Consider the following 22,214-nt stretch of genomic DNA (forward strand, 5'->3'; position numbering starts at 1 on the left):
ATAACGCGCCGCTGGTACCAGAGTTGCAAGGCAGGCGAAAGATTTGCAGCCAGACTGCGGCCTTAGGCAGCGGAGATCCTCGTTACCGACAACTATCGATTAGCTTGCAGGAAAAGCCGCAAAGTCAAGCTTTTGCTGTGTTTTTTCTGCTGTTGGCCGCGCCGACGTCGCAACCGGCGAAACATAATGTGATCGTGATGGTGCCCGTTAGCCGGCAATCGCGGCTGTCCCAGCCAGCTCACTTCGCCAGGGCGGATTGGCGCCTGCGCGGGAAACGGTGATGGCGGCGGCCTCGGCGCTGAAGGCGAGCACCGCGCGGATCTGACTTTCGGAAAGGTCGGCAATCGCCTGCTTCGAGAGCAGCCCCTGGTCGCGCAGCGAGGCAAGGATCCCGGCGTTGATCGTGTCGCCGGCACCAACGGTATCGACAACCTTCACTGGTGGGGCTGGCACAGAAACCGTATGTTTCCTGGAGAGGGCCACCAGGCCCTTGGCGCCCTGCGTCACCACCATCAGGCTCGGGCCGAGATCGAGCCACCGTTCTGCTATGTCGTGCAGGGAACCCGTTTCGCCGAACCAATCCAGATCCTCATCCGACAACTTTACGATGTCTGCGAGTTCCAGCATGCGCTTCATACGGGCAAGGTGCTTTGGCTTGTCTGCGATGAAATCCTTGCGGATGTTGGGGTCGAACATCATCACCCGTTTGCCGTGTTCGCGGCGCATCAGCGCTTCGTATGTCGAACCGCAAGGTTCGGGCACAAGGCTCATGCACGAGAAATGCATCGCTTCGACATCATCTCCAACAGCGGGGTGATCCGTCTCGTAGAGCATGCGCCCGGCGGTGTTTTCATCATAGAACAGATAGCTGGCATGACCCTCGACCAGGCGCACCAACGCCAGCGTTGTCGGCAGCGGTGAAAATTTGATGAGGTCCAGTTTGACGTTGCTGTCTGTCAGCGCCGCGCTCAGCATACCGCCGAAGAAATCAGTCGACAGGCCCGTGAAAAAACGGACAGGAAGGTTGAGCCGCCCAAGCGCTACGGCTGTGTTGAACACCGCGCCGCCAACATAGGGGGCAAACGCGGCCTCGCCTGCGGTTGTCTCGCGCGGCAACATGTCGATCAGGGCTTCGCCGCAGCACAGGATCATGGTTTCAGGCTCCTGCCGGATAGATGACGCCCTTGCGGACGATGATGTTGGCATAGAGCCGGGGTTCGGATGTTTGCACGATGGCGTGGGCGGCTTTTACCTTGGCGTAGAAGTCGGCGCCGGGCAGGGCAACCACCTTGCGGCCGGGTGCGCGCTTGACGCAGATCGCCTCGATCTCTCCATGTACAGGGTCAACCAGTCTTGGATCGCCCTTTTTCGAGGAACGGAACAGCGCTTCGTCGACAAAATCGTCCACCGGGAGAACCGAAAGGACAGCATCCAGCATCGGTACCAGGTCGACGCCGTCAGCACGGATCAGACGTTTGGCCTGTTCTTCCGCGGGATAGTTGCCGTCGACGATGGCGATTTCGTCGCCATGCCCCATGGCGCGCAGTACGGCGAGAAGTTCAGGCCCAAGCAGGGGGGAAATACCGATCAGCATAGTCAGAGCGTTCCGGATGCGGACGTGGGGCCGACGAGGAAGCGGTCGGAGAGTGGCAGGCTGGCGCCGCCAAGAGCACGGGCGTGGATGCCGACTGTGCCTTCGCGCACGGCGGGTAGTTTGAGCCCTTCGGCGTCGACCTCATCCAGAGCGTTGGCGACTGCTTTCACGAGGCGGGCGCGGATCGCGATAGGCATCCAGCCGTCGATCACCGCATCTTCGAAATCGATTACCGACGATGCCGCGACGATGGCGTAGGCCAGTGCGTTCGCCGCGTTCGTGATCCAGCGGTCGAGCTCCGGTCCGATGTCGCCCCATTCCTCGGGTGAAGTCCAAAGATGTTGCGCGTCGACGCCGCGTTCGGCCAGCGCCTTTTCCAGCGCAGCGATCGAGGCGACGTCGATGAGTTGGATTGGTCTGCCGTCCGGTCCGGGCACGGGCATCGAACCGAGCGCGCCGGCATTGCCGGTCGGCCCGCTGTAGATGCGGCCGTTGAGCACGATGCCGCCACCGGCAAAGGCGCCGATGTAGAAATAGACGAAGTCGCGCACGTCCAGCGCATTGCCGAAGACAAGCTCGGCACCGCAGGCCGCGGTTGCGTCATTTTGCAGATAGACAGGGAAATCACACAGTGCCTGGATGTCGGCGCGAATGTCGCGGTGGCGCCATTCCTCCATGATCGAGCGCGGTGCGCCTGCGGCGTCGGCCCAGCTCCACAACTCGAATGGCACGGCGATGCCGAGACCAGCGACGCGTCGGTCTTGCGCAGGCGTCAGCTCTGATCTCAGCTTGGCGACGCCGGCAGCGACAAAATCCACCGTCTCCGATGGCGCTGGATAGCGATAGGAGTGGTGCAACATCGCCCGCACCTTGCCGAGGAAATCGATAAGGACCAGTTCGGCACTGCGGCGGCCGATCTTGAGGCCGATGAAGAATGCGCCCTCCGGGTTGAGCGCCATGGGAATGGAAGGCTGGCCGATGCGTCCACGCAGTGGCTCGCGCCTGAGCAGCAGCCCTTCGTCTTCCAGCTCACGCATGATGACGGAGACGGTCTGTGCCGAAAGGCCGGTCATGCGGGCAATGTCGGATTTCGCGAGGCCGCCATGCTGGCGCACGAGCGAAAGCACGAGCCGCTCATTGTGGTCGCGCATGCCACTCTGGTTCGTGCCACGGTGGAGACGGCTGGCCGCCGGCTCGCCCGAACCGTGCTTTTGAACGCCGTCGTCCAACAGCTTCCTCCCTCCCATGATTTCTTGTCTGACTTTTGGCCGAGAATGAGCCGGCTCCGCAAGTGTGTCAATAATAAATAAGAGTGATTTAATTATTGACACAAGATTGCGATTGGTGTTTCGTTTGTGCCGAGGTGCTCACCGGGAAAAGCAGACGGGCACTTCGGCGGAAGGCAAGCTGGCCGGCCGCGATCTTTGGTTCTGGGAGGAGTACCTCGATGCGATTTTCTGTTCTCAAGACGTCCGTATTCGGTGCTGCTGTCGCGGCACTCGCAAGCTTTGCCGCGCCTGCTTCGGCCGCCGACGTCGGCGCATGCCTGATCACCAAGACCGATACCAATCCGTTCTTCGTCAAGATGAAGGAAGGTGCCACCGCCAAGGCGAAGGAACTCGGCGTCAGCTTGAAGACCTACGCGGGTAAGATCGACGGCGACACCGAAAGCCAGGTTGCGGCGATCGAGAGCTGCATCGCCGACGGCGCCAAAGGTATCCTGATTACGGCTTCCGACACCAAGGGTATCGTGCCGACCATCAAGAAGGCGCGCGATGCCGGCATCCTGGTGATCGCGCTCGACACGCCGCTGGAGCCGGCCGATGCTGCGGATGCTACCTTCGCCACCGACAATCTGCTGGCTGGCAAGCTGATCGGCCAGTGGGCCGCTGCCACGCTGGGTGACAAGGCGAAGGACGCCAAGATTGCTTTCCTCGACCTTACCCCTTCGCAGCCAACCGTCGATGTGTTGCGGGACCAGGGTTTCATGATCGGCTTCGGTATCGATCCGAAGGATGCCAACAAGATCGGCGACGAGGACGATCCGCGCATTGTTGGTCATGACATCACCAACGGCAATGAGGAAGGTGGCCGCAAGGCGATGGAGAACCTCTTGCAGAAGGATCCTTCCATCAACGTCGTGCACACCATCAATGAGCCGGCCGCGGCGGGTGCTTATGAGGCGTTGAAAGCCGTCGGCATGGAAAAGAACGTGCTGATCGTATCGGTCGATGGTGGCTGCCCGGGCGTGAAGAATGTCGAAGGTGGCGTTATTGGCGCCACGTCGCAGCAATATCCACTGTTGATGGCGTCGCTCGGCGTCGAGGCGATCAAGAAGTTCGCCGACAGCGGCGAGAAGCCGAAGCCGACGGAAGGCAAGAGCTTCGTCGACACCGGCGTAGCGCTGGTCACCGACAAGCCGGCCAACGGCGTCGAATCCATCGACGTCAAGACCGGCCTTTCCAAGTGCTGGGGTTGATCTGAACCCATAACGGCGTGACATTCACCGAGTGGGTGCTCTCTTGGCGGAGCACCTTCTCTTCCGGCAGTCATTCGGCTGGGGAGGGGGCATCGGCGCGCCGGCGAGACATCACCTTGGGCGTATGACGGGGCGTCAATTCCCCGATCGGGAGGAGCCGACATGACCGACGCTTCGGCGGATGCCAGGCGACCGCAGGAATTCGAGAAAGTGCTGACTGGAGCCGACACGGCGGTGGCGGACTTCGACACGCACACGCGTTCGACCCTGGAAAAGATACAGCATTTCCTGCATTCCAACCCCGCCGCCGTGCCATTGATCGTGCTGGTGGTTTCGGTGCTGGTGTTCGGCCTGATCATCGGCGGCAAGTTTTTTTCTGCCTTCTCGATGACGTTGATCCTGCAGCAGGTCGCCATCACCGGCGTGATCGGCGCTGCGCAAACGCTCGTCATCCTCACCGCGGGCATCGACCTTTCGGTGGGCGCCATCATGGTGCTGTCTTCGGTGGTGATGGGCCAATTCGCCTTCCGCTATGGGCTGCCGCCTTCGATTGCGATCCTCTGTGGTTTCGCCGTCGGGGCGCTGTGCGGCTGGATCAACGGCGCACTCGTTGCCTATATGAAGCTGCCGCCCTTCATCGTAACGCTCGGCATGTGGCAGATCGTTCTGGCCTCGAATTTCCTCTATTCGGCCAATGAGACCATCCGCGCCCAGGACATTGAAACACAGGCGCCGATCCTGCAGTTCTTCGGCAACAATTTCCGCATGGGCAACGCTGTCTTCACCTATGGCGTCGTCGCCATGGTGCTGCTGGTGGCCATTCTCTGGTACGTGTTGAACCACACCGCTTGGGGGCGCCACGTCTACGCGATCGGCGATGATCCGGACGCGGCTGAGCTGTCGGGCGTACGTGTCACCCGCATGCTGCTGTCAGTCTATGTGTTGTCGGGGCTGATCTGTGCACTGGGCGGCTGGCTGCTCATCGGCCGTATCGGTTCGGTTTCGCCGACCGCCGGTCAGTTCGCCAATATCGAATCCATCACCGCGGTGGTGATTGGCGGCATCTCTCTGTTCGGCGGGCGTGGATCCATCCTTGGCATGCTTTTTGGGGCGCTTATCGTCGGCGTCTTTTCGCTTGGGCTGCGCCTCATCGGCACGGACCCGCAATGGACCTATCTGTTGATTGGCGTGCTGATCATCAGCGCCGTCGCCATCGACCAATGGATCAGGAAGGTCGCAGGATGACCACGGAACCCATTCTCACCGCGCGCGGGCTCGTCAAGCGTTATGGCCGTGTCACGGCACTCAACAACGCCGATTTCGACCTCTATCCGGGCGAGATCCTGGCGGTTATCGGCGACAACGGCGCGGGCAAGTCTTCGCTGATCAAGGCGATTTCCGGCGCCGTCACACCGGACGAGGGCGAAATCCGCCTTCAGGGCAGCCCGGTGCTGTTCAAGTCTCCGATGGAAGCACGCGCCGCCGGTATCGAGACGGTGTATCAGAACCTTGCTTTGTCGCCAGCACTATCGATCGCCGACAACATGTTTCTCGGCCGGGAAATCCGCAAACCCGGTATTCTTGGCTCCTGGTTCCGTATGCTCGACCGCACGGCTATGGAAAAGCGGGCGCGCGAGAAACTCACTGAGCTCGGCCTGATGACAATCCAGAATATCGGTCAGGCCGTCGAGACATTGTCGGGTGGCCAGCGCCAGGGCGTGGCCGTTGCGCGTGCGGCAGCCTTTGGCAGCCGCGTCGTTATCATGGACGAGCCGACAGCGGCACTCGGGGTCAAGGAAAGCCGCCGTGTGCTGGAATTGATCCTCGATGTGAAGCGGCGCGGGCTACCGATCGTGCTCATTTCGCACAACATGCCGCATGTCTTCGAGGTGGCGGACCGTATCCACATCCACCGGCTTGGCCGACGTCTCACTGTCATCGATCCGAAGGAGTATTCGATGTCGGACGCGGTCGCCTTCATGACTGGGGCAAAAGCTCCGCCGGAGGCTGCCGCGGTCGCCGCCTGATCTGGTGATTGCACCCGGAGTGCATTGCGATAAACTCTAGGTGCAATGCGGAATATTAGCGATATTAAATCGATTGAAAATTTCTGGTCGGCTGTCTAGCTTGGGTTGGAACGTCCTGCTATGCATGCCTTTTGAAAGGCAAAATCGGTTTCCCGGCGAGATGGATAGGCCTGATTGCCGGTCGCGCGAGAGGCAAGATGACACGCACCAAGACGCCTAGTGCTTCGCTGCCCGATCTCGATCATCCCGACCCGCAGACGCTCGCATCCGAGGTCCTGATGGCCCTTAAATATCGGGTCGGCAAGGACGTGACGGTCGCAACGCCCTACGACTGGCTGACCGCCTCGATCAAGGTGGTGCGCGACCGCATCATCGATCACTGGATCAGCGCCACCAAGGAAACCTACGAGCAGCAGGAAAAGCGTGTCTATTACCTGTCGCTTGAGTTCCTCATCGGCCGGCTGATGCGCGACGCCTTCTCCAATCTCGACATCATGGAGCCGATGCGCGAGGCGCTGTCCTCGCTGGGTGTCGATCTCGACGAGATCGCCACGCTGGAGCCGGATGCAGCCCTCGGCAATGGGGGCTTGGGCCGGCTCGCCGCCTGTTTCATGGAATCGATGGCGACCGTCGATGTGCCGGCCCACGGCTACGGCATCCGCTACGCCAACGGCATGTTCCGCCAGGAAATCCAGGACGGCTGGCAGGTGGAACTGCCCGAAACCTGGCTCGATCACGGCAATTCATGGGAGTTCGAGCGTCGCGAGCGCTCCTTCGAAGTCGGTTTCGGTGGTTCGGTGGAATCCGTCACCGCCAACGACGGGCGGCTTGAGCGGCATGTCTGGAAGCCGATGGAGCATGTGCTGGCGGTTGCCTACGACACGCCGGTGGTCGGCTGGAAGGCCAAGCGCGTCAACACGCTGCGGCTCTGGTCCGGTATGCCTGTCGACCCGATCCTGCTCGACAAGTTCAATGCCGGCGACCACATCGGCGCGCTGGCCGAGAGCAACAAGGCGGATGCGCTGTCGCGCGTGCTCTATCCCGCGGACTCGCACAAGGCCGGCCAGGAGCTGCGGCTGCGGCAGGAATATTTCTTCTCGACCGCTTCGTTGCAGGACATCCTGCAGCGTCACCTCAGCCAGTACGGCGAGCTGGAATCCTTGCCGGACAAGGCTGCCATCCATCTCAACGACACCCATCCGGCTGTTGCCGTGCCGGAATTGATGCGGCTGCTGATGGATGTCCACGGCATGGATTTCGCCGGGGCCTGGGACATCACCAGGCGAACCTTTGCTTACACCAACCATACACTTCTGCCGGAAGCGCTGGAAAGCTGGCCGGTGCCGCTGTTCGAGCGGTTGCTGCCGCGGCACATGCAGATCGTCTACGCCATCAATGCCGAGGTGTTGCAGGAAGCGCGTTCGACAGGCCGCTTTTCCGGCGACCAGGTCGCTTCTATCTCATTGATCCAGGAAAACGGCGACCGCCGCGTGCGCATGGGCAATCTCGCCTTCGTCGGTTCGCATTCGATCAACGGAGTGTCGGCGCTGCACACCGAGTTGATGAAGCAGACAGTGTTCGCCGACCTGCATCAGCTTTATCCGGATCGGATCAACAACAAGACCAACGGCATCACGCCACGGCGTTGGTTGATCCAGTGTAACCCTGGCCTGACGGCCCTGACACGCGAAGCGATCGGTGATCGTTTCCTCGACGACATCGAGGCCATCAAGGATTTGGATCGCTTCGCGGAAGATGCAGCGTTTCGCAAGAAGTTCGCCGCCGTCAAACGCGCCAACAAGGTGCGGCTGGCGAATCTGGTTGCCGATCGGCTGGGCATCCGGGTCGATCCGTCCGCATTGTTCGACATCCAGATCAAGCGTATCCACGAATACAAGCGCCAGTTGCTCAACATCCTGGAGGCGGTGGCGCTCTACGACCAGATACGCTCGCATCCGGAGAAGGACTGGACACCGCGTGTGAAGTTCTTCGGCGGCAAGGCGGCGCCCAGCTACCACAACGCCAAGCTGATCATCAAACTGGCCAATGACGTCGCCAAGGTCATCAATGGCGATCCCGCCGTGCGCGGTCTGCTCAAGGTCGTGTTCGTCCCCAACTACAATGTCAGCGCTGCCGAAATCATGATGCCGGCCGCCGATCTGTCGGAGCAGATCTCGACTGCCGGTATGGAAGCGTCGGGTACGGGAAACATGAAGTTCGGGCTGAACGGCGCGCTGACTATCGGCACGCTCGATGGAGCCAATGTCGAGATGAAGGAACATGTCGGTGACGACAACATCTTCATATTCGGCTTGAAAGCCGATGAGGTCGCCGAACGTCGCCGCAACGGTTACCAGCCACGTGCCGTCATCGAAGGTTCGCCGGAACTGGCGCAGGCCATTTCGGCGATCTCGTCCGGTGTGTTCTCACCGCATGACCCGGATCGCTATCGCGATTTGATGAACGGTCTCTACGACAGCGACTGGTTCATGGTCGCCGCCGATTTTGACGCCTACGCCGCCAAGCAGCGCGAGGTGGACGCGGTTTGGAAGGACAGCGCGGACTGGAACGCCCGGGCCATCCGCAATGTTGCGCGCATGGGCTGGTTCTCGTCGGACCGGACGATCCGTCAATATGCGAAAGAAATCTGGAACGTACCTGTGTGATGTGATTGCATGAAGGCCACGACGACCGTGGCCGTGGACCCAGGGAGGGGTACCGCTTGACAAAAAAGCCGCGCGCGACCGCGACGAGCGAAGCTGACGGGTTGGCTTCAGCCAGCGACGTCAAGGCGATCGTGGCGGGTACGCATGGCAATCCCTTTTCAATCCTGGGCGTCCAGGAAGACGGAAAAGGCTTCGTCGCACGGTGCTTCATTCCCGGTGCCCAAACCGTCGCGGTCTCCACGCTGGCCGGCAAGGCAGTTGGCGAGCTTTCCCGTCGCGGCGAGGCCGGCTTCTTCGAGGGGCCGATCGGGGTCAGCAAACGCCAGCCTGTGAAATACCATGCACGCAATGCAGGTGGCGACTGGTGGATCACCGATCCTTATTCCTTCGGGCCGGTTCTCGGGCCGATCGACGATTACTACATGGCCGAAGGCTCGCATCTGCGCCTTTTCGACAAGCTGGGCGCGCATCTCATCGATCATGAGGGGGCGAGCGGTGTGCATTTCGCCGTATGGGCCCCCAACGCCAAACGCGTTTCCGTCGTTGGCGATTTCAACGCATGGGACGGCCGCCACCATCCCATGCGGCTGCGGCGAGACAGCGGTATCTGGGAGATATTCATTCCCGACCTTGGCGAGGGACGGCCCTACAAATATGAGATCGTCGGCGCCAAGGGCGTTCGCCTGCCGCTCAAGGCCGATCCCTTTGCTTTCCGCTCGGAATTGCGTCCCGCGACGGCCTCGGTGACGGCCGCTCCTTCGGGGCATGAATGGGGCGATGCCGCGCACCGCAAGTTCTGGCGCGAGGCGGAAGCGCGCCGTCAGCCCATTTCCATCTACGAAGTCCATGCCGGATCCTGGCAGCGCAACGAGGATGGGACTTTCCTAACTTGGGATGAACTGGCGGAGCGATTGATCCCCTATGTCGTCGATACCGGCTTCACTCATATTGAGCTGTTGCCGATCTCCGAGCATCCCTACGATCCTTCCTGGGGGTATCAGACCACAGGGCTCTACGCACCGACCGCTCGTTTCGGCGACCCCGAAGGTTTCGCCCGCTTCGTCGACGGCGCCCACAGGGCGGGTATCGGCGTCATCCTCGACTGGGTGCCGGCGCATTTTCCGACCGACGAGTTCGGGCTCGCCAAGTTTGACGGCACCGCACTTTATGAGCATGCGGACCCACGCAAAGGTTATCAGCCTGACTGGAACACGCTCATCTACAATTTCGGTCGACGCGAGGTGCTGTCCTTCCTCGTCAACAACGCCCTTTATTGGGCCGAGAAATACCATCTCGACGGGTTGCGCGTGGATGCGGTCGCTTCGATGCTCTACCTCGACTATTCACGCAAGGCCGGCGAATGGATCCCCAACGAGAAGGGCGGGCGCGAGAATCTCGAGGCTGTCGCCTTCCTGCAGCGCATGAACAAGGAACTCTATGGCAGCCATCCCGGCGTCATGACCATTGCCGAGGAGTCCACATCCTGGCCGAAGGTTTCGCACCCTGTGCACGAGGGGGGGCTGGGTTTCGGCTTCAAGTGGAACATGGGTTTCATGCACGACACGCTGGAGTACCTTGCCCGCGAGCCGATCTTCCGCAAACACCATCACAACCAGATCACCTTCGGGCTGACATACGCCTTCACCGAGAATTTCGTGCTGCCGCTCTCGCATGACGAGGTGGTGCACGGAAAGTCGACGCTGATCGGCAAGATGGCCGGCGATGACTGGCAGAAATTCGCAACGCTGCGCGCGTACTACGCGTTCATGTGGGGTTACCCCGGCAAGAAACTGTTGTTCATGGGACAGGAGTTCGCCCAGCGCCGCGAATGGAACGAGGCGCGCGCGCTCGACTGGGATTTGCTGCAGCACGCTCCGCATCGCGGCGTGCGCGACGTCGTATGCGATTTGAACCGCCTTTATCGCGAGAAGCCGGCGCTGCATGCACGCGACTGCGAGCCGGAAGGTTTCGAATGGCTGATCGTCGACGACGCAGAGAATTCGGTATTTGCCTGGCTGCGCCGCGCGCCGGGTGCCAATCCTGTCGCCGTCATTTCCAATTTCACGCCGGTTCCCCGCGAAAATTATCGTGTTCCGTTGCCCGAGGCGGGCACGTGGCGCGAGATCATCAACACGGATGCCGTCGTCTATGGCGGCTCGGGCAAAGGCAATGGCGGCGTTGTGGAAGCGCGCACGGAGGGCGATCGCGCTTTCGCGCTGATGGTGTTGCCGCCGTTAGCGACGGTGATGCTGGAATTCGTGCCCGCGACTGAGGGCAACAAGGTCGTGGGACGGACAAGATCAGTTGCAGGGCCGCGTACGGGGAAAACCGTGGCTCGGAAGACAAAGCTGGGAGGCTGAGAATGGCGGACTTCAAACGGACACAACCGCTGGCACGCGACGCGATGGCCTACGTACTGGCCGGCGGACGTGGCAGTCGCCTCAAGGAGTTGACCGACAGGCGCGCCAAACCTGCGGTCTATTTCGGGGGCAAGACCCGCATCATCGACTTCGCGCTTTCCAACGCCTTGAACTCTGGCATCCGCCGCCTGGGCGTGGCCACCCAATACAAGGCCCACTCGCTGATCCGTCACCTGCAGCGCGGCTGGAACTTCTTGAGGCCGGAGCGAAACGAGAGTTTCGATATCCTGCCAGCCAGCCAGCGCGTTTCGGAAACGCAGTGGTACGAAGGCACGGCCGATGCCGTCTACCAGAATATCGACATCATCGAGGCTTATGGGCCGGAATACATGGTGATCCTGGCTGGCGACCACATCTACAAGATGGACTACGAACTGATGCTGCGCCAGCATGTCGATGCCGGTGCCGACGTCACGGTGGGTTGTCTCGAAGTGCCTCGCATGGAGGCGACCGGCTTCGGCGTCATGCATGTCGACACCAAGGACAACATCATCTCCTTCATCGAGAAGCCGGCCGACCCGCCCGGCATCCCCGACAAGCCGGACTACGCGCTGGCCTCGATGGGTATCTACGTCTTCAAAACCAAGTTCCTGATGGAACAGCTGCGCCGCGACGCCGCCGAGCCGGAGTCCAGCCGCGATTTCGGCAAGGACATCATCCCCTACATCGTGGAGCACGGAAAGGCCGTCGCGCACCGCTTCGCCAAGTCATGCGTGCGTTCGACGGCAGAGGCTGGACCTTATTGGCGCGATGTCGGCACCATCGACGCTTATTGGGAAGCCAATATCGATCTGACCGACATCACGCCCGAGCTCGACCTTTACGATCGCGACTGGCCGATCTGGACCTATGCGGAACTGAAGCCGCCGGCGAAGTTCGTGCACGACGACGAGGGACGGCGCGGCATGGCGGTTTCGTCTCTGGTATCGGGTGACTGCATCGTGTCGGGCGCTTCGCTCAAGCGCAGCCTGATCTTCACCGGCGCGCGCATCAATTCCTATTCCAGCCTCGACCACGTCGTCATGCTGCCGGACTGTCATGTCGGCCGCAATGCGCGACTGACCAATGTCGTCATCGACCATGGGGTGCACATTCCTGAGGGACTCATTGTCGGCGAGGATCAGGACCTCGATCGCAAGCGTTTCCGGGTTTCGGAACGGGGCATTGTTCTGATAACGCAGGACATGATCGACAGGTTGGGAACGTAACGCATGCAGGTTCTGTCCGTCACGCCGGAGATATTTCCGCTGGTCAAGACCGGCGGGCTGGCCGACGTTGCCGGCGCCCTGCCGGTTGCGCTGGCCGACAAGGGCGTGGCCATGCGCTCCCTCGTGCCGGGCTATCCGGTGGTGATGGACGCGCTGAAGAAAAAAAAGACGGCGGCAACCTATCAGGCGCTGTATGGCGGCAAGGCCACTGTCCAGGCAGCGCAAGTCGACGGGCTCGATCTCCTTGTGCTCGACGCCCCCCACCTTTTCGATCGGGTTGGCGGGCCCTATGGCGACAGCAATGGTCGTGACTGGCAGGACAACTGGCGCCGCTTCGCCGCGTTGAGCCGTGTCGGTGGTGACATCGCCGGCGGTGTCATCAACGGCTACGAACCGGATATCGTGCATGCGCATGACTGGCAGGCTGCGATGACGTTGGCCTATATGCGCTACGGCAAAGCGACCCGTACGCCATCGCTGATAACCGTGCACAATCTCGCCTTTCAGGGCCAGTTCGGCGCGGGCGTCTTCGGCGAGCTTGGATTGCCGGCGGAAGCCATGAGCCTGGACGGCGTCGAATATTATGGCGGTGTCGGCTACCTGAAAGCTGGCCTGCAGGCCGCCTGGGCGATCACCACCGTCAGCCCGACCTACGCACAGGAAATCCGTGTCCCTGAATTCGGCATGGGACTGGATGGGCTGATCAATCTGCGAGCGGCCGATCTCCATGGAATCGTCAACGGCATCGATGTCGACATCTGGAATCCCGCTACCGACAAACATCTGGTGTCGACCTATGCGGCGGAGACCCTAAACAAGCGCGCAGCAAACCGCGCCGCGGTTGAAGAGCGCTTCAATCTCGCCAAGGACGATAGCCCGATCATCTGTGTGGTCAGCCGTCTCACCTGGCAAAAGGGTATCGACATTCTCGCTGCCATGGCCGACGGCATTGTCGCCGCCGGTGCAAGGCTCGCCGTACTGGGCTCCGGCGACCCGGGCCTCGAAGGCGCGTTGCTGGCCGCCGCCGCTCGCCATCGTGGCCGCATCGGTACAGTGATCGGCTATGACGAGGCACTGTCGCACACCATGCAAGGCGGCTGTGATGCCATCATCATTCCTTCGCGCTTCGAGCCGTGCGGCCTGACCCAGCTCTATGGTCTGCGTTACGGCTGTGTTCCGATGGTGGCGCGCACCGGCGGACTAGCCGACACGATCATCGACGCCAATGAGGCGGCGGTGGCCGCCGGCGTGGCCACGGGGTTCCAGTTCGCCGCCAACAGCGGCGACGCGTTGCTGCACGCTGTTCATCGGTTGATGCAGGCGCACGGTAACGCCGGCGTCTGGACCTCAATCCAGCGGCAAGGCATGAAGGCTGATGTGTCCTGGGACCGCAGTGCCGGGAAATATGTCGAGCTCTATCGCTCGCTGCTTGCAAGGAAGGTTGCCTGAACGATGATCCGTACCGTCGCCACCAAGCCCTTTGACGATCAAAAGCCCGGTACTTCGGGCCTGCGCAAGAAGGTGCCGGTGTTTCAACAGGAGAACTATGTCGAGAATTTCGTCCAGTCGATTTTCGACTCGCTGGATGGCTTCCGGGGCAAGACGCTCGTGCTGGGCGGTGATGGCCGTTTCTACAATCGCGAGGTGGCGCAGAAGGTGATCGCCATTGCCGCAGCCAACGGTTTCGGCAAGGTCATGGTCGGGCATGGCGGCATTCTCTCGACGCCGGCCGCTTCCAACGTCATTCGCAAATACAAGGCCTTCGGCGGCATCATCCTGTCGGCGTCGCACAATCCCGGTGGTCCGCATGAGGATTTCGGCATCAAGTACAATGCCGAGAACGGTGGCCCGGCACCCGAAAAGCTGACCGACGCCATGTATGCGCGCACCAAGTCAATCACCGAATACAAGATCGCCGAGATCGCACCCGTCGATCTCGACACGATCGGCACGGTGAAGGCGGGCGACATGACGGTGGAGGTGATCGATTCCGTTGCCGACTATGCCGAACTGATGGAAGCGCTGTTCGACTTCGATGCGTTGCGCAAACTGTTCAAATCCGGCTTTCGCATGCGCTTCGATGCCATGCATGCGGTGACCGGTCCATATGCCAAGGAAATCCTGGAAAACCGGCTCGGCGCAGCTGCTGGAACCTGCCGTAATTTCAAGCCGCTGCCGGATTTCGGCGGCCATCATCCCGATCCGAATCTTGTCCACGCCAAACATCTCTACGACGAGATGATGGGGCCGGACGCGCCGGATTTCGGTGCGGCGTCCGATGGCGATGGCGACCGCAATCTGATTATCGGCAAGGGCATTTTCGTCACGCCGTCGGATTCCGTTGCCATGCTGGCAGCCAACGCGCATCTGGCGCCAGGCTACAAGGACGGTCTCAAAGGCATAGCGCGTTCCATGCCGACCAGCGGCGCGGCTGACCGCGTGGCCGAGAAGCTTGGCATCGGCATCTACGAGACGCCGACCGGCTGGAAGTTCTTCGGCAATCTGCTCGATGCCGGCATGGCCACGATCTGCGGCGAGGAGAGTGCCGGCACCGGTTCCAACCATGTGCGTGAGAAAGATGGCCTATGGGCCGTTCTGTTGTGGCTGTCGATCCTGGCTGCGCGGGGAGAAAGCGCCATGGAGATCGTCACCAAACACTGGGCGGAATATGGTCGCAACTATTATTCCCGTCACGACTACGAAGAGGTCGACAGCGCCCGCGCCAATGCGCTGGTCGACGAGCTGCGCGCCAAGCTGGGCTCGCTTCCGGGAACAGCTGTGCGAGGCCTGAAGATCGCCGCGGCCGATGACTTCTCTTATCACGATCCGGTCGACGGTTCCGTCAGCCAGAAACAGGGCATCCGCATCCTGTTCGAGGGCGGCTCGCGCGTGGTGCTGCGGCTCTCCGGCACCGGCACATCGGGAGCGACGCTGCGGGTCTATATCGAACGCTACGAGCCGGATCAGTCCAAGCACGGTCTCGATACGCAGGAGGCGTTGGCCGATCTCATCGCTGCCGCCGACGACATTGCCGGCATCAGGCGCCATACCGGTCGCGACAAGCCAAGTGTGATCACCTGAGCCTTCTCGCCCTGCGGGAGCGGTATTCTCGCTCCCACAGGGCGGAGTTATGGCTAGGGAATGTTGGGCTCGACCAGGTTGGCGAGCTGCAGCAGCGAATCCTGCCAGCCGAGATAGCAGCCGGCTTCCGGGATCACATCCGGCACACCGGCTTGCACGATCTTGAGATCGGTGCCGCAAAATACTTCGGTGAGTTCGACCGTAACCGTGATCTCTCCGGCAAGGTTCGGATCGTCGAAGCGGTCAGTGTAGACGAGTTTGCGATTGGGCTCGAGTTCCAGAAATTCGCCGCCGAAAGAATGCGCGTTGCCGGTCGTATAGTTCTTGAACGCCATGCGGAATGTTCCGCCAACCTTGGCGTCGATATGTTCGACGCTGCATAGGAAACCGTAAGGCGGAAGCCAACGGCACAGGGCATTGGCATCGAGGAAGGCGCGATAGACTTTTTCAGGCGGAGCTTTCAGGACACGGTGCAAGCGGATGGTGTAGGGCACGACTTACTCCTCATCAGTTGCCGGTGGGAAATTCTGGTGAACTGCTGGTATCGACTTTCTGAAACAGGGTGATCAAACGCACGGTTTCGCCTTGTGGCAAGCTTGCTATTGTTGCCTGCCAGAGAGTCGCAGACAACACCGAATTCATTGCAGGAGCGCATGGCCCCCGCCACACTCGGAGCACGGCCCGACAAATCAGGCACCGAATTTGCGGTCTGGTCCAGCCGTGCCGGCAAGATCGAACTCTGCCTCTTCGATGCCAATGATCGCGAGATCAAGCGCCTGCCGATGGCGCGCGGAGAGGACGGTGTTTTCCAACTGCACGTGAAGGACGTCAGGGCGGGCATGCGCTATGGCTACCGGGCCGATGGCGACTACAATCCTGCACGAGGCCTTTCGTTCGATCCGGATAAGCTCCTGGTCGATCCATACGCCGTCGCGATCGATCGCCCTTACATCTACGATGCCAGGCTTGGCGCGCGACGCGGCGAGGGCGGCGATACAGCGTCGTTGATGCCCAAGGCGGTTGTTACTGCCTCGTCCGAAGCGTCGCCGGTAGCGCCGCTGCTGTTCCAGCCGGGCGGACTGATCTACGAGCTGCCTGTGCGGGCCTTCTCCATGCGCCACCCCGATGTGCCGAAGAAGGATCGCGGTACCCTGCGCGCGCTCTCCCATCCCGCCGTCATCGATCACCTGAAGAAAATCGGCGTTTCTGCTGTCGAACTGATGCCGATTACTGCCAAGATCGATGAACGCCATCTGCCGCCGCTTGGTCTGACCAACGCCTGGGGCTACAACCCTGTCACCTTCATGGCGCTGGACCCCTATTTGGCACCTGGAGGCATCGCTGATCTGCGCGCGGCCACCGATGCCTTGCGCAAGGCAGGCATCGGCGTGATCCTCGATCTGGTCTTCAATCATACCGGCGAGAGTGACGAACACGGCCCGACACTGTCATTGCGCGGCCTGGACAACCTTGCCTACTACCGCCACGAACCCGACGGTCGGCTGGTCAACGACACCGGCACAGGCAACACGCTTGCCTGCGACCATCCGGCAGTGCGCGATCTGGTGCTTGCCAGCCTGCGTCACTTCGTGCGTCAAGCGGGCGTCGACGGCTTCCGTTTCGACCTTGCCCCAGTGCTGGGGCGTGACGGCGAAGGTTTCGACGCAAACGCGCAACTGCTCGCCGCCATGCGCATCGATCCGGTTCTCTCAAGCCGTATCCTGATTGCCGAGCCGTGGGACATCGGTCCGGGAGGCTATCAACTCGGACAGTTCGGTTCCCCGTTTCTCGAATGGAACGACAAATATCGCGACGACGTCCGCCGGTTCTGGCGCGGCGATAGTGGTATGGTCGGGCGGTTGGCGACACGTCTGGCTGGTTCTTCGGATATCTTCGCAGATGAACAGCAAAGCCGCAGCGTCAACTTCATCGCCGCCCACGACGGCATGACGCTCGCCGACCTCGTGCGTTACGAGAAAAAACACAATGAAGCGAACGGCGAGGATAACCGTGATGGCCACGACGAGAATCTGTCGTGGAACCACGGTGTCGAGGGCGAAAGCGCCGAACCTCGTATTGTGGGTGAACGCGTGGGCGATCAGCGGGCGTTGCTGGCAACGCTGTTTGCCTCACGCGGCGCCATCATGTTGACCGCCGGCGACGAATTCGGCCGCAGCCAATGTGGCAACAACAACGCCTATGCGCAGGACAACGCGCTCACTTGGCTGGATTGGGACGAACGTGACGAAGCTCTGGAAGACTATGTCGCCGCGCTGTCGGCCTTGCGCCGCAACTCGTCTGCGCTGCGTGATACGACGTTCCTGACCGGACAGCCGCGCGATGGCGGCGGTTCGGCCGACGTCGCCTGGATGACGGAAACCGGGCTGCCGATGGACGAAACGGCCTGGAATGATCCCGACCGGCGCCGTTTAACGATGGTTTTGGCCAGTATGGCTGGTGCCGGCCGGCTCGCTGTTTTGGTCAATGGCGACCGGCGATCGTCGACATTCGTGTTGCCGCTGCGCGACGGCTATCATTGGTTCGGTGCCCTTGATCAGGACGCATCTTCCGAGGGCCGGCGTCTGGTCGAGGGCAGGGCAGTGGCGTTCATGATCGAACGCGAGGCGGACGCAGGAGAGGCGAGATGACCAATCCCGGAACCGAATGGTGGCGCGGCTGCGTTATTTACCAGATCTATCCTCGATCCTTTCAGGATACGACTGGCGACGGCAGCGGGGACCTCAGGGGCGTTACGGCGCGGCTCGCCCATGTCGCCTCGCTCGGCGTTGACGCAATCTGGCTCTCACCGTTCTTCAAGTCGCCGATGGCCGATATGGGCTACGATGTCTCCGATTACCGGGCCGTCGACTCCATCTTCGGCTTATTGGACGATTTCGACGCGCTGCTGGCCGAAGCGCACCGGCTGGGGCTGAAGGTGATCATCGATCAGGTGCTGTCGCACACGTCCGATCGGCACGATTGGTTCCAGGAAAGCCGTTCCAGCCGCGACAACGAAAAGGCGGACTGGTACGTCTGGGCCGATGCAAGGCCGGATGGCTCGCCTCCCAACAACTGGCTGTCGGTGTTTGGCGGCCCGGCCTGGGAATGGGACGCGACGCGGCGGCAGTACTACATGCACAATTTCCTCGCTGCGCAGCCGGATCTCAACTTTCACAACCCGGCGGTGCAGGATGCGCTTCTGGACAGCGTGCGGTTCTGGCTGGAGCGCGGCGTCGACGGCTTTCGCCTCGATACGGTGAACTATTATGTTCACGATCGCTGGCTCCGTTCCAATCCGCCCTTGCCGGCAAGCCTTGCCGGCACGCTGACCGAAACCAATCCCTATCTTTTCCAGGAGCATCTGTTCGACAAGACGCGGCCGGAAAATCTCGAATTCCTGAAGCGTTTCAGAGGCTTGATCGATGAATATGGCGACCGTGCCGTGGTTGGTGAAGTGGGTGATGAGGGCCGCTCGCTGCAGACCATGGCGGCCTATACGTCGGGCAGAGACCGCCTCAACATGTGCTACACCTTCGATCTTCTGGGGCAGGCCTTTTCGGCTGCGCATGTGCGCGGCTGCGTTGAAGCGTTTGAGGCCGCCGCACCGGAGGGGTGGGCCTGCTGGGCTTTTTCCAACCACGATGTCGTTCGTCATGTCAGCCGCTGGACGCCTCCCGGCGGCGACGCCGACGCGGTGGCGAAATTCGCCATCCGATTGATCGCCTGCCTGCGCGGCTCCATCTGTCTCTACCAGGGCGAGGAGCTTGGACTGACCGAGGCTGAGCTTGCCTTTGAGGATCTGCGCGATCCCTACGGCATCCGCTTCTGGCCAGGTTTCAAGGGACGCGACGGCTGCCGTACGCCGATGCCTTGGGAGGCTGGTTCCGAGAATGCCGGCTTTTCAACAGCAAAGCCGTGGCTCCCCGTGCCGGATGAGCATCGCGCTCGCGCCGTTGATGTCCAGAACGGCAGCGATGCCAGCGTGCTTGCCGTGTATCGCGCGGTGTTGGCGTTGCGGCGAGAGCATCCGATACTAGCGACAGGCTCGATCTGTTTCCTTGATACGGAGGGCGATGTGCTCGCCTTCGTGAGAGAAGTGGCAGGCGAGACACTGTTATGTGTCTTCAACTTTGCTCATGCGAGCACTGTCTGGCCGTTGCCGAGCGGAATCGAAATCGGCGAGGTGCTAAATTTTGCGGGAGTGCCGCTGGTGCTCGTCGAGGGGGGCATGTCGCTGACGCCGTTAGGTGCGTTTCTCGGTAAGCTGGCCTGATCAAAACAACAGGCGGAAAACTTCTTCAGGTCTTCCGCCTGTTGTCGCGTGTCGGCGAAGAAGCGCGTCTACTGCACAAGAACCGATTGTCCGCAACTGGCACCGGTGACGCGGACATCGGCTTCGCCGAGACCTATGCCGAGGGACGAGAGCAATCCTGCGAGTAGGTTGTCCAGTGGCGTGGTTACCAACTGCAATACAGGAACAAGTGCCGGGAGAACTGTTCCGGTAAGGAGGTTTGTTATCGCTCCTAGATCAAGCCCTAGGGCACTTGCACTAAGACTCAGATTTCCAAGCAGTGAAGAGGTTGCTGAATTCGTGAAATTTGTGGATTTTACATTCTTTGCTATCTTTAGGGTTATATCGTTGTTGTTGAAGCTTAGCGGTGTTGTTATTGTGTTTCCTATATCGATATTCGCGTAAGCATTTACCTTTAAAACGCCGAGCTGGATGAACAACAGTTTGATGCTGAGGTCGACAAGCGGAGTGGGGGTGAAGCTCTGCGGCTTTGTAAAGTCGGCGAACCCCGTTCCATCGGTCTCAGCGATCTTAACTTTACCAATACCGGGCCGCGCTGCGATCGCGACTGTGCGGCTTGATGGCTGTCCTGTGGGGCAGTTGATGTCGGTAAGGGTTGCCTCGGCATAGGCAAGTTCGACATGGACAGGCAGGGTGATCACCGACTTGCTGCTTCCCACGAGGGTAACACCCGTGTCGATCTCGTTAGAGGGCGGAAGAAGCTTGACGACCAGTTTAAGCCGCGTCTGGGCGGTGCGTACCACTGAGCCCTTTTGTCCAACTCTGAACCAGGGGCTTGATTGAGGGGGTTCACCGACTGCAAGAAGAACAGAGATGCTCAACACGTTGGGAATATTGACGAGCGTAGCGAGATCGATCTGTTTGCCGCCGTTTGCCAATTCGGCCGCGGCCGAGATCAGGTCGAACACGCCGGCATCGACGGTCAGGCCTGCGGGGCGTTGGCCGATGCCGAGGCGCCCGACATTGCCAAGGTCGACAAGCGTCTTGAGCGGTATCTCGATTAAATTGGTTGCGCCCGCCGCAAGCGTTTTCAGCGCAAGCTGACTGCGCGAATCCAGCCCCGGTACGCTGGCCAACGCACCAAGGATCTGTCCGATGGTGACTTTGGTGCTCAGAACGTCCGAATAGCTGACGCCGGTGAGGTTGAGCTTGATAGCGAGTTGGTCGAGAAACGACAGAACATTCACGTCGGCGGCAAGCAGCGAATTGTAATCCATTGCATTCAGCGCAACATTGGTACCAAGCAGCTTGCCGAGCAGCGTGTTAAGCAACGGGCTCTTGCTGGTGTCCACAGAAGCCAGCCTCGAGCCGATCGAAAATGCGGCTTGTGGCGTAGTGGAGGCAATTGCGGTGGTCCCGATTGTGGGGGCGCTCATAAAGGCAGTGCCGAAATACATCGTTCCGATCCTGCGCACCGAAACGGAAACCGCGTTGTAGGGTTGCTCGCCAGCCTGAAAGCGCTGGCCGACGGCCGCCGTCGGCGTGTAGCGACCGCGTATGACATTCGCTACCGGCTTGCCGGGCGTCGGCGCTCCGGTGCCGACAGTGGAGCCAGTCAATCCATTGTCGTTCAACGTATTCAGCACAGCCTGCTCGGCCTTGGCGATATTGGAGCCGGCAGCAATCGCGGCAAGGTCAGTGATCGATTGTGTTTCGCGCCGCTCGGTATAAAGCGAGCCCTCATCGATCGCGACTGCCATGAGCGCCAGCGCTACCGGCGTGCACAATGCCGTCATGACAGCAAAGTTCGCGCTGCGGTCCGGCAGGAAACGCCGGCTCACAGCGATCAAGCTGGAAAGGATGCGCATCATATGCCTCCGACGCGGATCGTGGATTGGCGCGCGATGTTGGTGCCTGGCAACGGCAGACCGGACAGGAGATTCCAGATCGGCAGGTTGCGCGCATCATAGGTGACGGAGACCACGAACTGACTGCCGTCGGCAGTGCTGTCCTTGGCGACCACCGTAAGTTTGCTGGCATCGACAAACGGATAGCCGGCCGCGTTGTTGGCCAGGAACGTGGTAACGAGCGACTGACGCTCGGTCTGGTTCAGCCCGGCGACCGCGGTGCGGGCTGCATCCGCCGCGATCTGCTGGACGGAATGGCTGGCACCAAAATAAATGCCGTATGCAACCATTCCGAGCAAAAAGAGAATGAACAGCGGCGCAAGCAAAGCAAATTCAATTGCCGAAGTTCCGTCGTCATTATCTTTCCATCTCGAAATTTTCGAGTAGATAGGGAAAGTTGAGCTTCCTCGTATACTATGCATGCTTTCTCCCGCCTAAAAAGAAAAGCCTACAAAAGTACATTCGAAAGTAACCGGGGGTTGCTTAATGTCACATTAATATTTTAGGCGAGTGTCAAACAAGCTGGGTTTTTGCAACGATAAGCCAAATAATGGTTAGCTATGGGTTACGTATTTGATTT

At 60.6% G+C, this 22,214-nt stretch carries 15 protein-coding genes and 1 pseudogene; 10 read left to right on the forward strand and 6 right to left on the reverse strand.

Annotated elements, in window-relative coordinates; all coding sequences use genetic code 11:
* Positions 1-207 precede the first annotated feature (207 nt).
* From ACFWXH_RS02615 to ACFWXH_RS02625, 3 genes are read right to left on the reverse strand one after another with little or no spacing between them, the layout of a single operon-like run.
* Positions 208-1,152: a carbohydrate kinase gene (locus ACFWXH_RS02615; protein ID WP_379117260.1), complete on the reverse strand. Its 945-nt coding sequence runs from the start codon at positions 1,150-1,152 to the stop codon at positions 208-210.
* 4 nt (positions 1,153-1,156) lie between these two features.
* Positions 1,157-1,594 carry an RbsD/FucU family protein gene (locus ACFWXH_RS02620; RefSeq protein ID WP_054308977.1) on the reverse strand — a complete coding sequence of 146 codons (438 nt, stop codon included), beginning with the start codon at positions 1,592-1,594 and terminating at the stop codon, positions 1,157-1,159.
* A gap of 2 nt (positions 1,595-1,596) precedes the next feature.
* Positions 1,597-2,745, reverse strand: coding sequence for an ROK family protein (locus ACFWXH_RS02625; protein WP_379118926.1), 1,149 nt, complete (start codon positions 2,743-2,745; stop codon positions 1,597-1,599).
* Between the two features lie 296 nt (positions 2,746-3,041).
* Between ACFWXH_RS02625 and ACFWXH_RS02630 the strand changes: the two genes are divergently transcribed.
* The 8 genes and pseudogenes from ACFWXH_RS02630 (at position 3,042) to ACFWXH_RS02665 (ending at position 15,475) form a co-directional block, all read left to right on the forward strand.
* Positions 3,042-4,073, forward strand: coding sequence for a sugar ABC transporter substrate-binding protein (locus ACFWXH_RS02630; protein ID WP_054308975.1), 1,032 nt, complete (start codon positions 3,042-3,044; stop codon positions 4,071-4,073).
* 162 nt (positions 4,074-4,235) lie between these two features.
* Entirely contained in the window at positions 4,236-5,318 is a 1,083-nt protein-coding gene (locus tag ACFWXH_RS02635; RefSeq protein WP_379117262.1) for an ABC transporter permease, read from the forward strand.
* Positions 5,315-6,100: an ATP-binding cassette domain-containing protein gene (locus tag ACFWXH_RS02640; RefSeq protein ID WP_054308973.1), complete on the forward strand. Its 786-nt coding sequence runs from the start codon at positions 5,315-5,317 to the stop codon at positions 6,098-6,100. The genes ACFWXH_RS02635 and ACFWXH_RS02640 overlap by 4 nt, the downstream gene beginning before the upstream one ends.
* A 197-nt stretch (positions 6,101-6,297) precedes the next feature.
* Positions 6,298-8,766 carry a glycogen/starch/alpha-glucan phosphorylase gene (locus ACFWXH_RS02645; RefSeq protein ID WP_379117265.1) on the forward strand — a complete coding sequence of 823 codons (2,469 nt, stop codon included), beginning with the start codon at positions 6,298-6,300 and terminating at the stop codon, positions 8,764-8,766.
* Positions 8,767-8,867: 101 nt separating this feature from the next.
* A pseudogene (glgB, locus tag ACFWXH_RS02650) lies at positions 8,868-11,021 on the forward strand (1,4-alpha-glucan branching protein GlgB); the annotation flags it as partial.
* 107 nt (positions 11,022-11,128) lie between these two features.
* A complete protein-coding gene (glgC, locus tag ACFWXH_RS02655) occupies positions 11,129-12,394 on the forward strand; it encodes a glucose-1-phosphate adenylyltransferase (protein ID WP_379117267.1) in 1,266 nt (421 codons plus the stop codon).
* A gap of 3 nt (positions 12,395-12,397) precedes the next feature.
* The gene (gene glgA / locus ACFWXH_RS02660) at positions 12,398-13,843 is read left to right on the forward strand and encodes a glycogen synthase GlgA (protein WP_379117269.1); all 1,446 of its coding nucleotides are present in this window, start codon (positions 12,398-12,400) and stop codon (positions 13,841-13,843) included.
* A 3-nt stretch (positions 13,844-13,846) separates the two neighbouring features.
* Positions 13,847-15,475 carry an alpha-D-glucose phosphate-specific phosphoglucomutase gene (locus ACFWXH_RS02665; RefSeq protein ID WP_379117271.1) on the forward strand — a complete coding sequence of 543 codons (1,629 nt, stop codon included), beginning with the start codon at positions 13,847-13,849 and terminating at the stop codon, positions 15,473-15,475.
* A 53-nt stretch (positions 15,476-15,528) separates the two neighbouring features.
* Here ACFWXH_RS02665 and ACFWXH_RS02670 read toward each other — a convergent pair whose 3' ends face one another.
* A complete protein-coding gene (locus ACFWXH_RS02670) occupies positions 15,529-15,969 on the reverse strand; it encodes an SRPBCC family protein (RefSeq protein ID WP_379117273.1) in 441 nt (146 codons plus the stop codon).
* 159 nt (positions 15,970-16,128) lie between these two features.
* Between ACFWXH_RS02670 and glgX the strand changes: the two genes are divergently transcribed.
* The gene (glgX, locus tag ACFWXH_RS02675; protein ID WP_379117275.1) at positions 16,129-18,123 is read left to right on the forward strand and encodes a glycogen debranching protein GlgX; all 1,995 of its coding nucleotides are present in this window, start codon (positions 16,129-16,131) and stop codon (positions 18,121-18,123) included.
* Positions 18,120-19,748, forward strand: coding sequence for an alpha-glucosidase family protein (locus tag ACFWXH_RS02680; protein ID WP_379117278.1), 1,629 nt, complete (start codon positions 18,120-18,122; stop codon positions 19,746-19,748). Before glgX ends, ACFWXH_RS02680 begins: the two co-directional genes overlap by 4 nt.
* 68 nt (positions 19,749-19,816) lie before the next feature.
* Here the strand turns inward: ACFWXH_RS02680 and ACFWXH_RS02685 are convergent, their stop codons facing one another.
* Together ACFWXH_RS02685 and ACFWXH_RS02690 are read right to left on the reverse strand one after the other, a co-directional pair.
* Positions 19,817-21,595, reverse strand: a complete 1,779-nt coding sequence (locus ACFWXH_RS02685; RefSeq protein ID WP_379117280.1) for a pilus assembly protein TadG-related protein — start codon at positions 21,593-21,595, stop codon at positions 19,817-19,819.
* Positions 21,595-22,056, reverse strand: a complete 462-nt coding sequence (locus ACFWXH_RS02690; protein ID WP_379117282.1) for a TadE family protein — start codon at positions 22,054-22,056, stop codon at positions 21,595-21,597. The genes ACFWXH_RS02685 and ACFWXH_RS02690 overlap by 1 nt, the downstream gene beginning before the upstream one ends.
* Positions 22,057-22,214 lie beyond the last annotated feature (158 nt).

This window comes from Mesorhizobium sp. NPDC059054 (assembly GCF_042739215.1).
Classification (GTDB): Bacteria; Pseudomonadota; Alphaproteobacteria; order Rhizobiales; family Rhizobiaceae; genus Mesorhizobium.

Bases quoted from the DNA above. Each gene is read 5' to 3' on its own strand.
- ACFWXH_RS02615 (WP_379117260.1), bottom strand. From the start codon at position 1,152: ATGATCCTGTGCTGCGGCGAAGCCCTGATCGACATGTTGCCGCGCGAG.
- ACFWXH_RS02620 (WP_054308977.1), bottom strand. From the start codon at position 1,594: ATGCTGATCGGTATTTCCCCCCTGCTTGGGCCTGAACTTCTCGCCGTA.
- ACFWXH_RS02625 (WP_379118926.1), bottom strand. From the start codon at position 2,745: ATGCGCGACCACAATGAGCGGCTCGTGCTTTCGCTCGTGCGCCAGCAT.
- ACFWXH_RS02630 (WP_054308975.1), top strand. From the start codon at position 3,042: ATGCGATTTTCTGTTCTCAAGACGTCCGTATTCGGTGCTGCTGTCGCG.
- ACFWXH_RS02635 (WP_379117262.1), top strand. From the start codon at position 4,236: ATGACCGACGCTTCGGCGGATGCCAGGCGACCGCAGGAATTCGAGAAA.
- ACFWXH_RS02640 (WP_054308973.1), top strand. From the start codon at position 5,315: ATGACCACGGAACCCATTCTCACCGCGCGCGGGCTCGTCAAGCGTTAT.
- ACFWXH_RS02645 (WP_379117265.1), top strand. From the start codon at position 6,298: ATGACACGCACCAAGACGCCTAGTGCTTCGCTGCCCGATCTCGATCAT.
- glgC (WP_379117267.1), top strand. From the start codon at position 11,129: ATGGCGGACTTCAAACGGACACAACCGCTGGCACGCGACGCGATGGCC.
- glgA (WP_379117269.1), top strand. From the start codon at position 12,398: ATGCAGGTTCTGTCCGTCACGCCGGAGATATTTCCGCTGGTCAAGACC.
- ACFWXH_RS02665 (WP_379117271.1), top strand. From the start codon at position 13,847: ATGATCCGTACCGTCGCCACCAAGCCCTTTGACGATCAAAAGCCCGGT.
- glgX (WP_379117275.1), top strand. From the start codon at position 16,129: ATGGCCCCCGCCACACTCGGAGCACGGCCCGACAAATCAGGCACCGAA.
- ACFWXH_RS02680 (WP_379117278.1), top strand. From the start codon at position 18,120: ATGACCAATCCCGGAACCGAATGGTGGCGCGGCTGCGTTATTTACCAG.
- ACFWXH_RS02685 (WP_379117280.1), bottom strand. From the start codon at position 21,595: ATGCGCATCCTTTCCAGCTTGATCGCTGTGAGCCGGCGTTTCCTGCCG.
- ACFWXH_RS02690 (WP_379117282.1), bottom strand. From the start codon at position 22,056: ATGCATAGTATACGAGGAAGCTCAACTTTCCCTATCTACTCGAAAATT.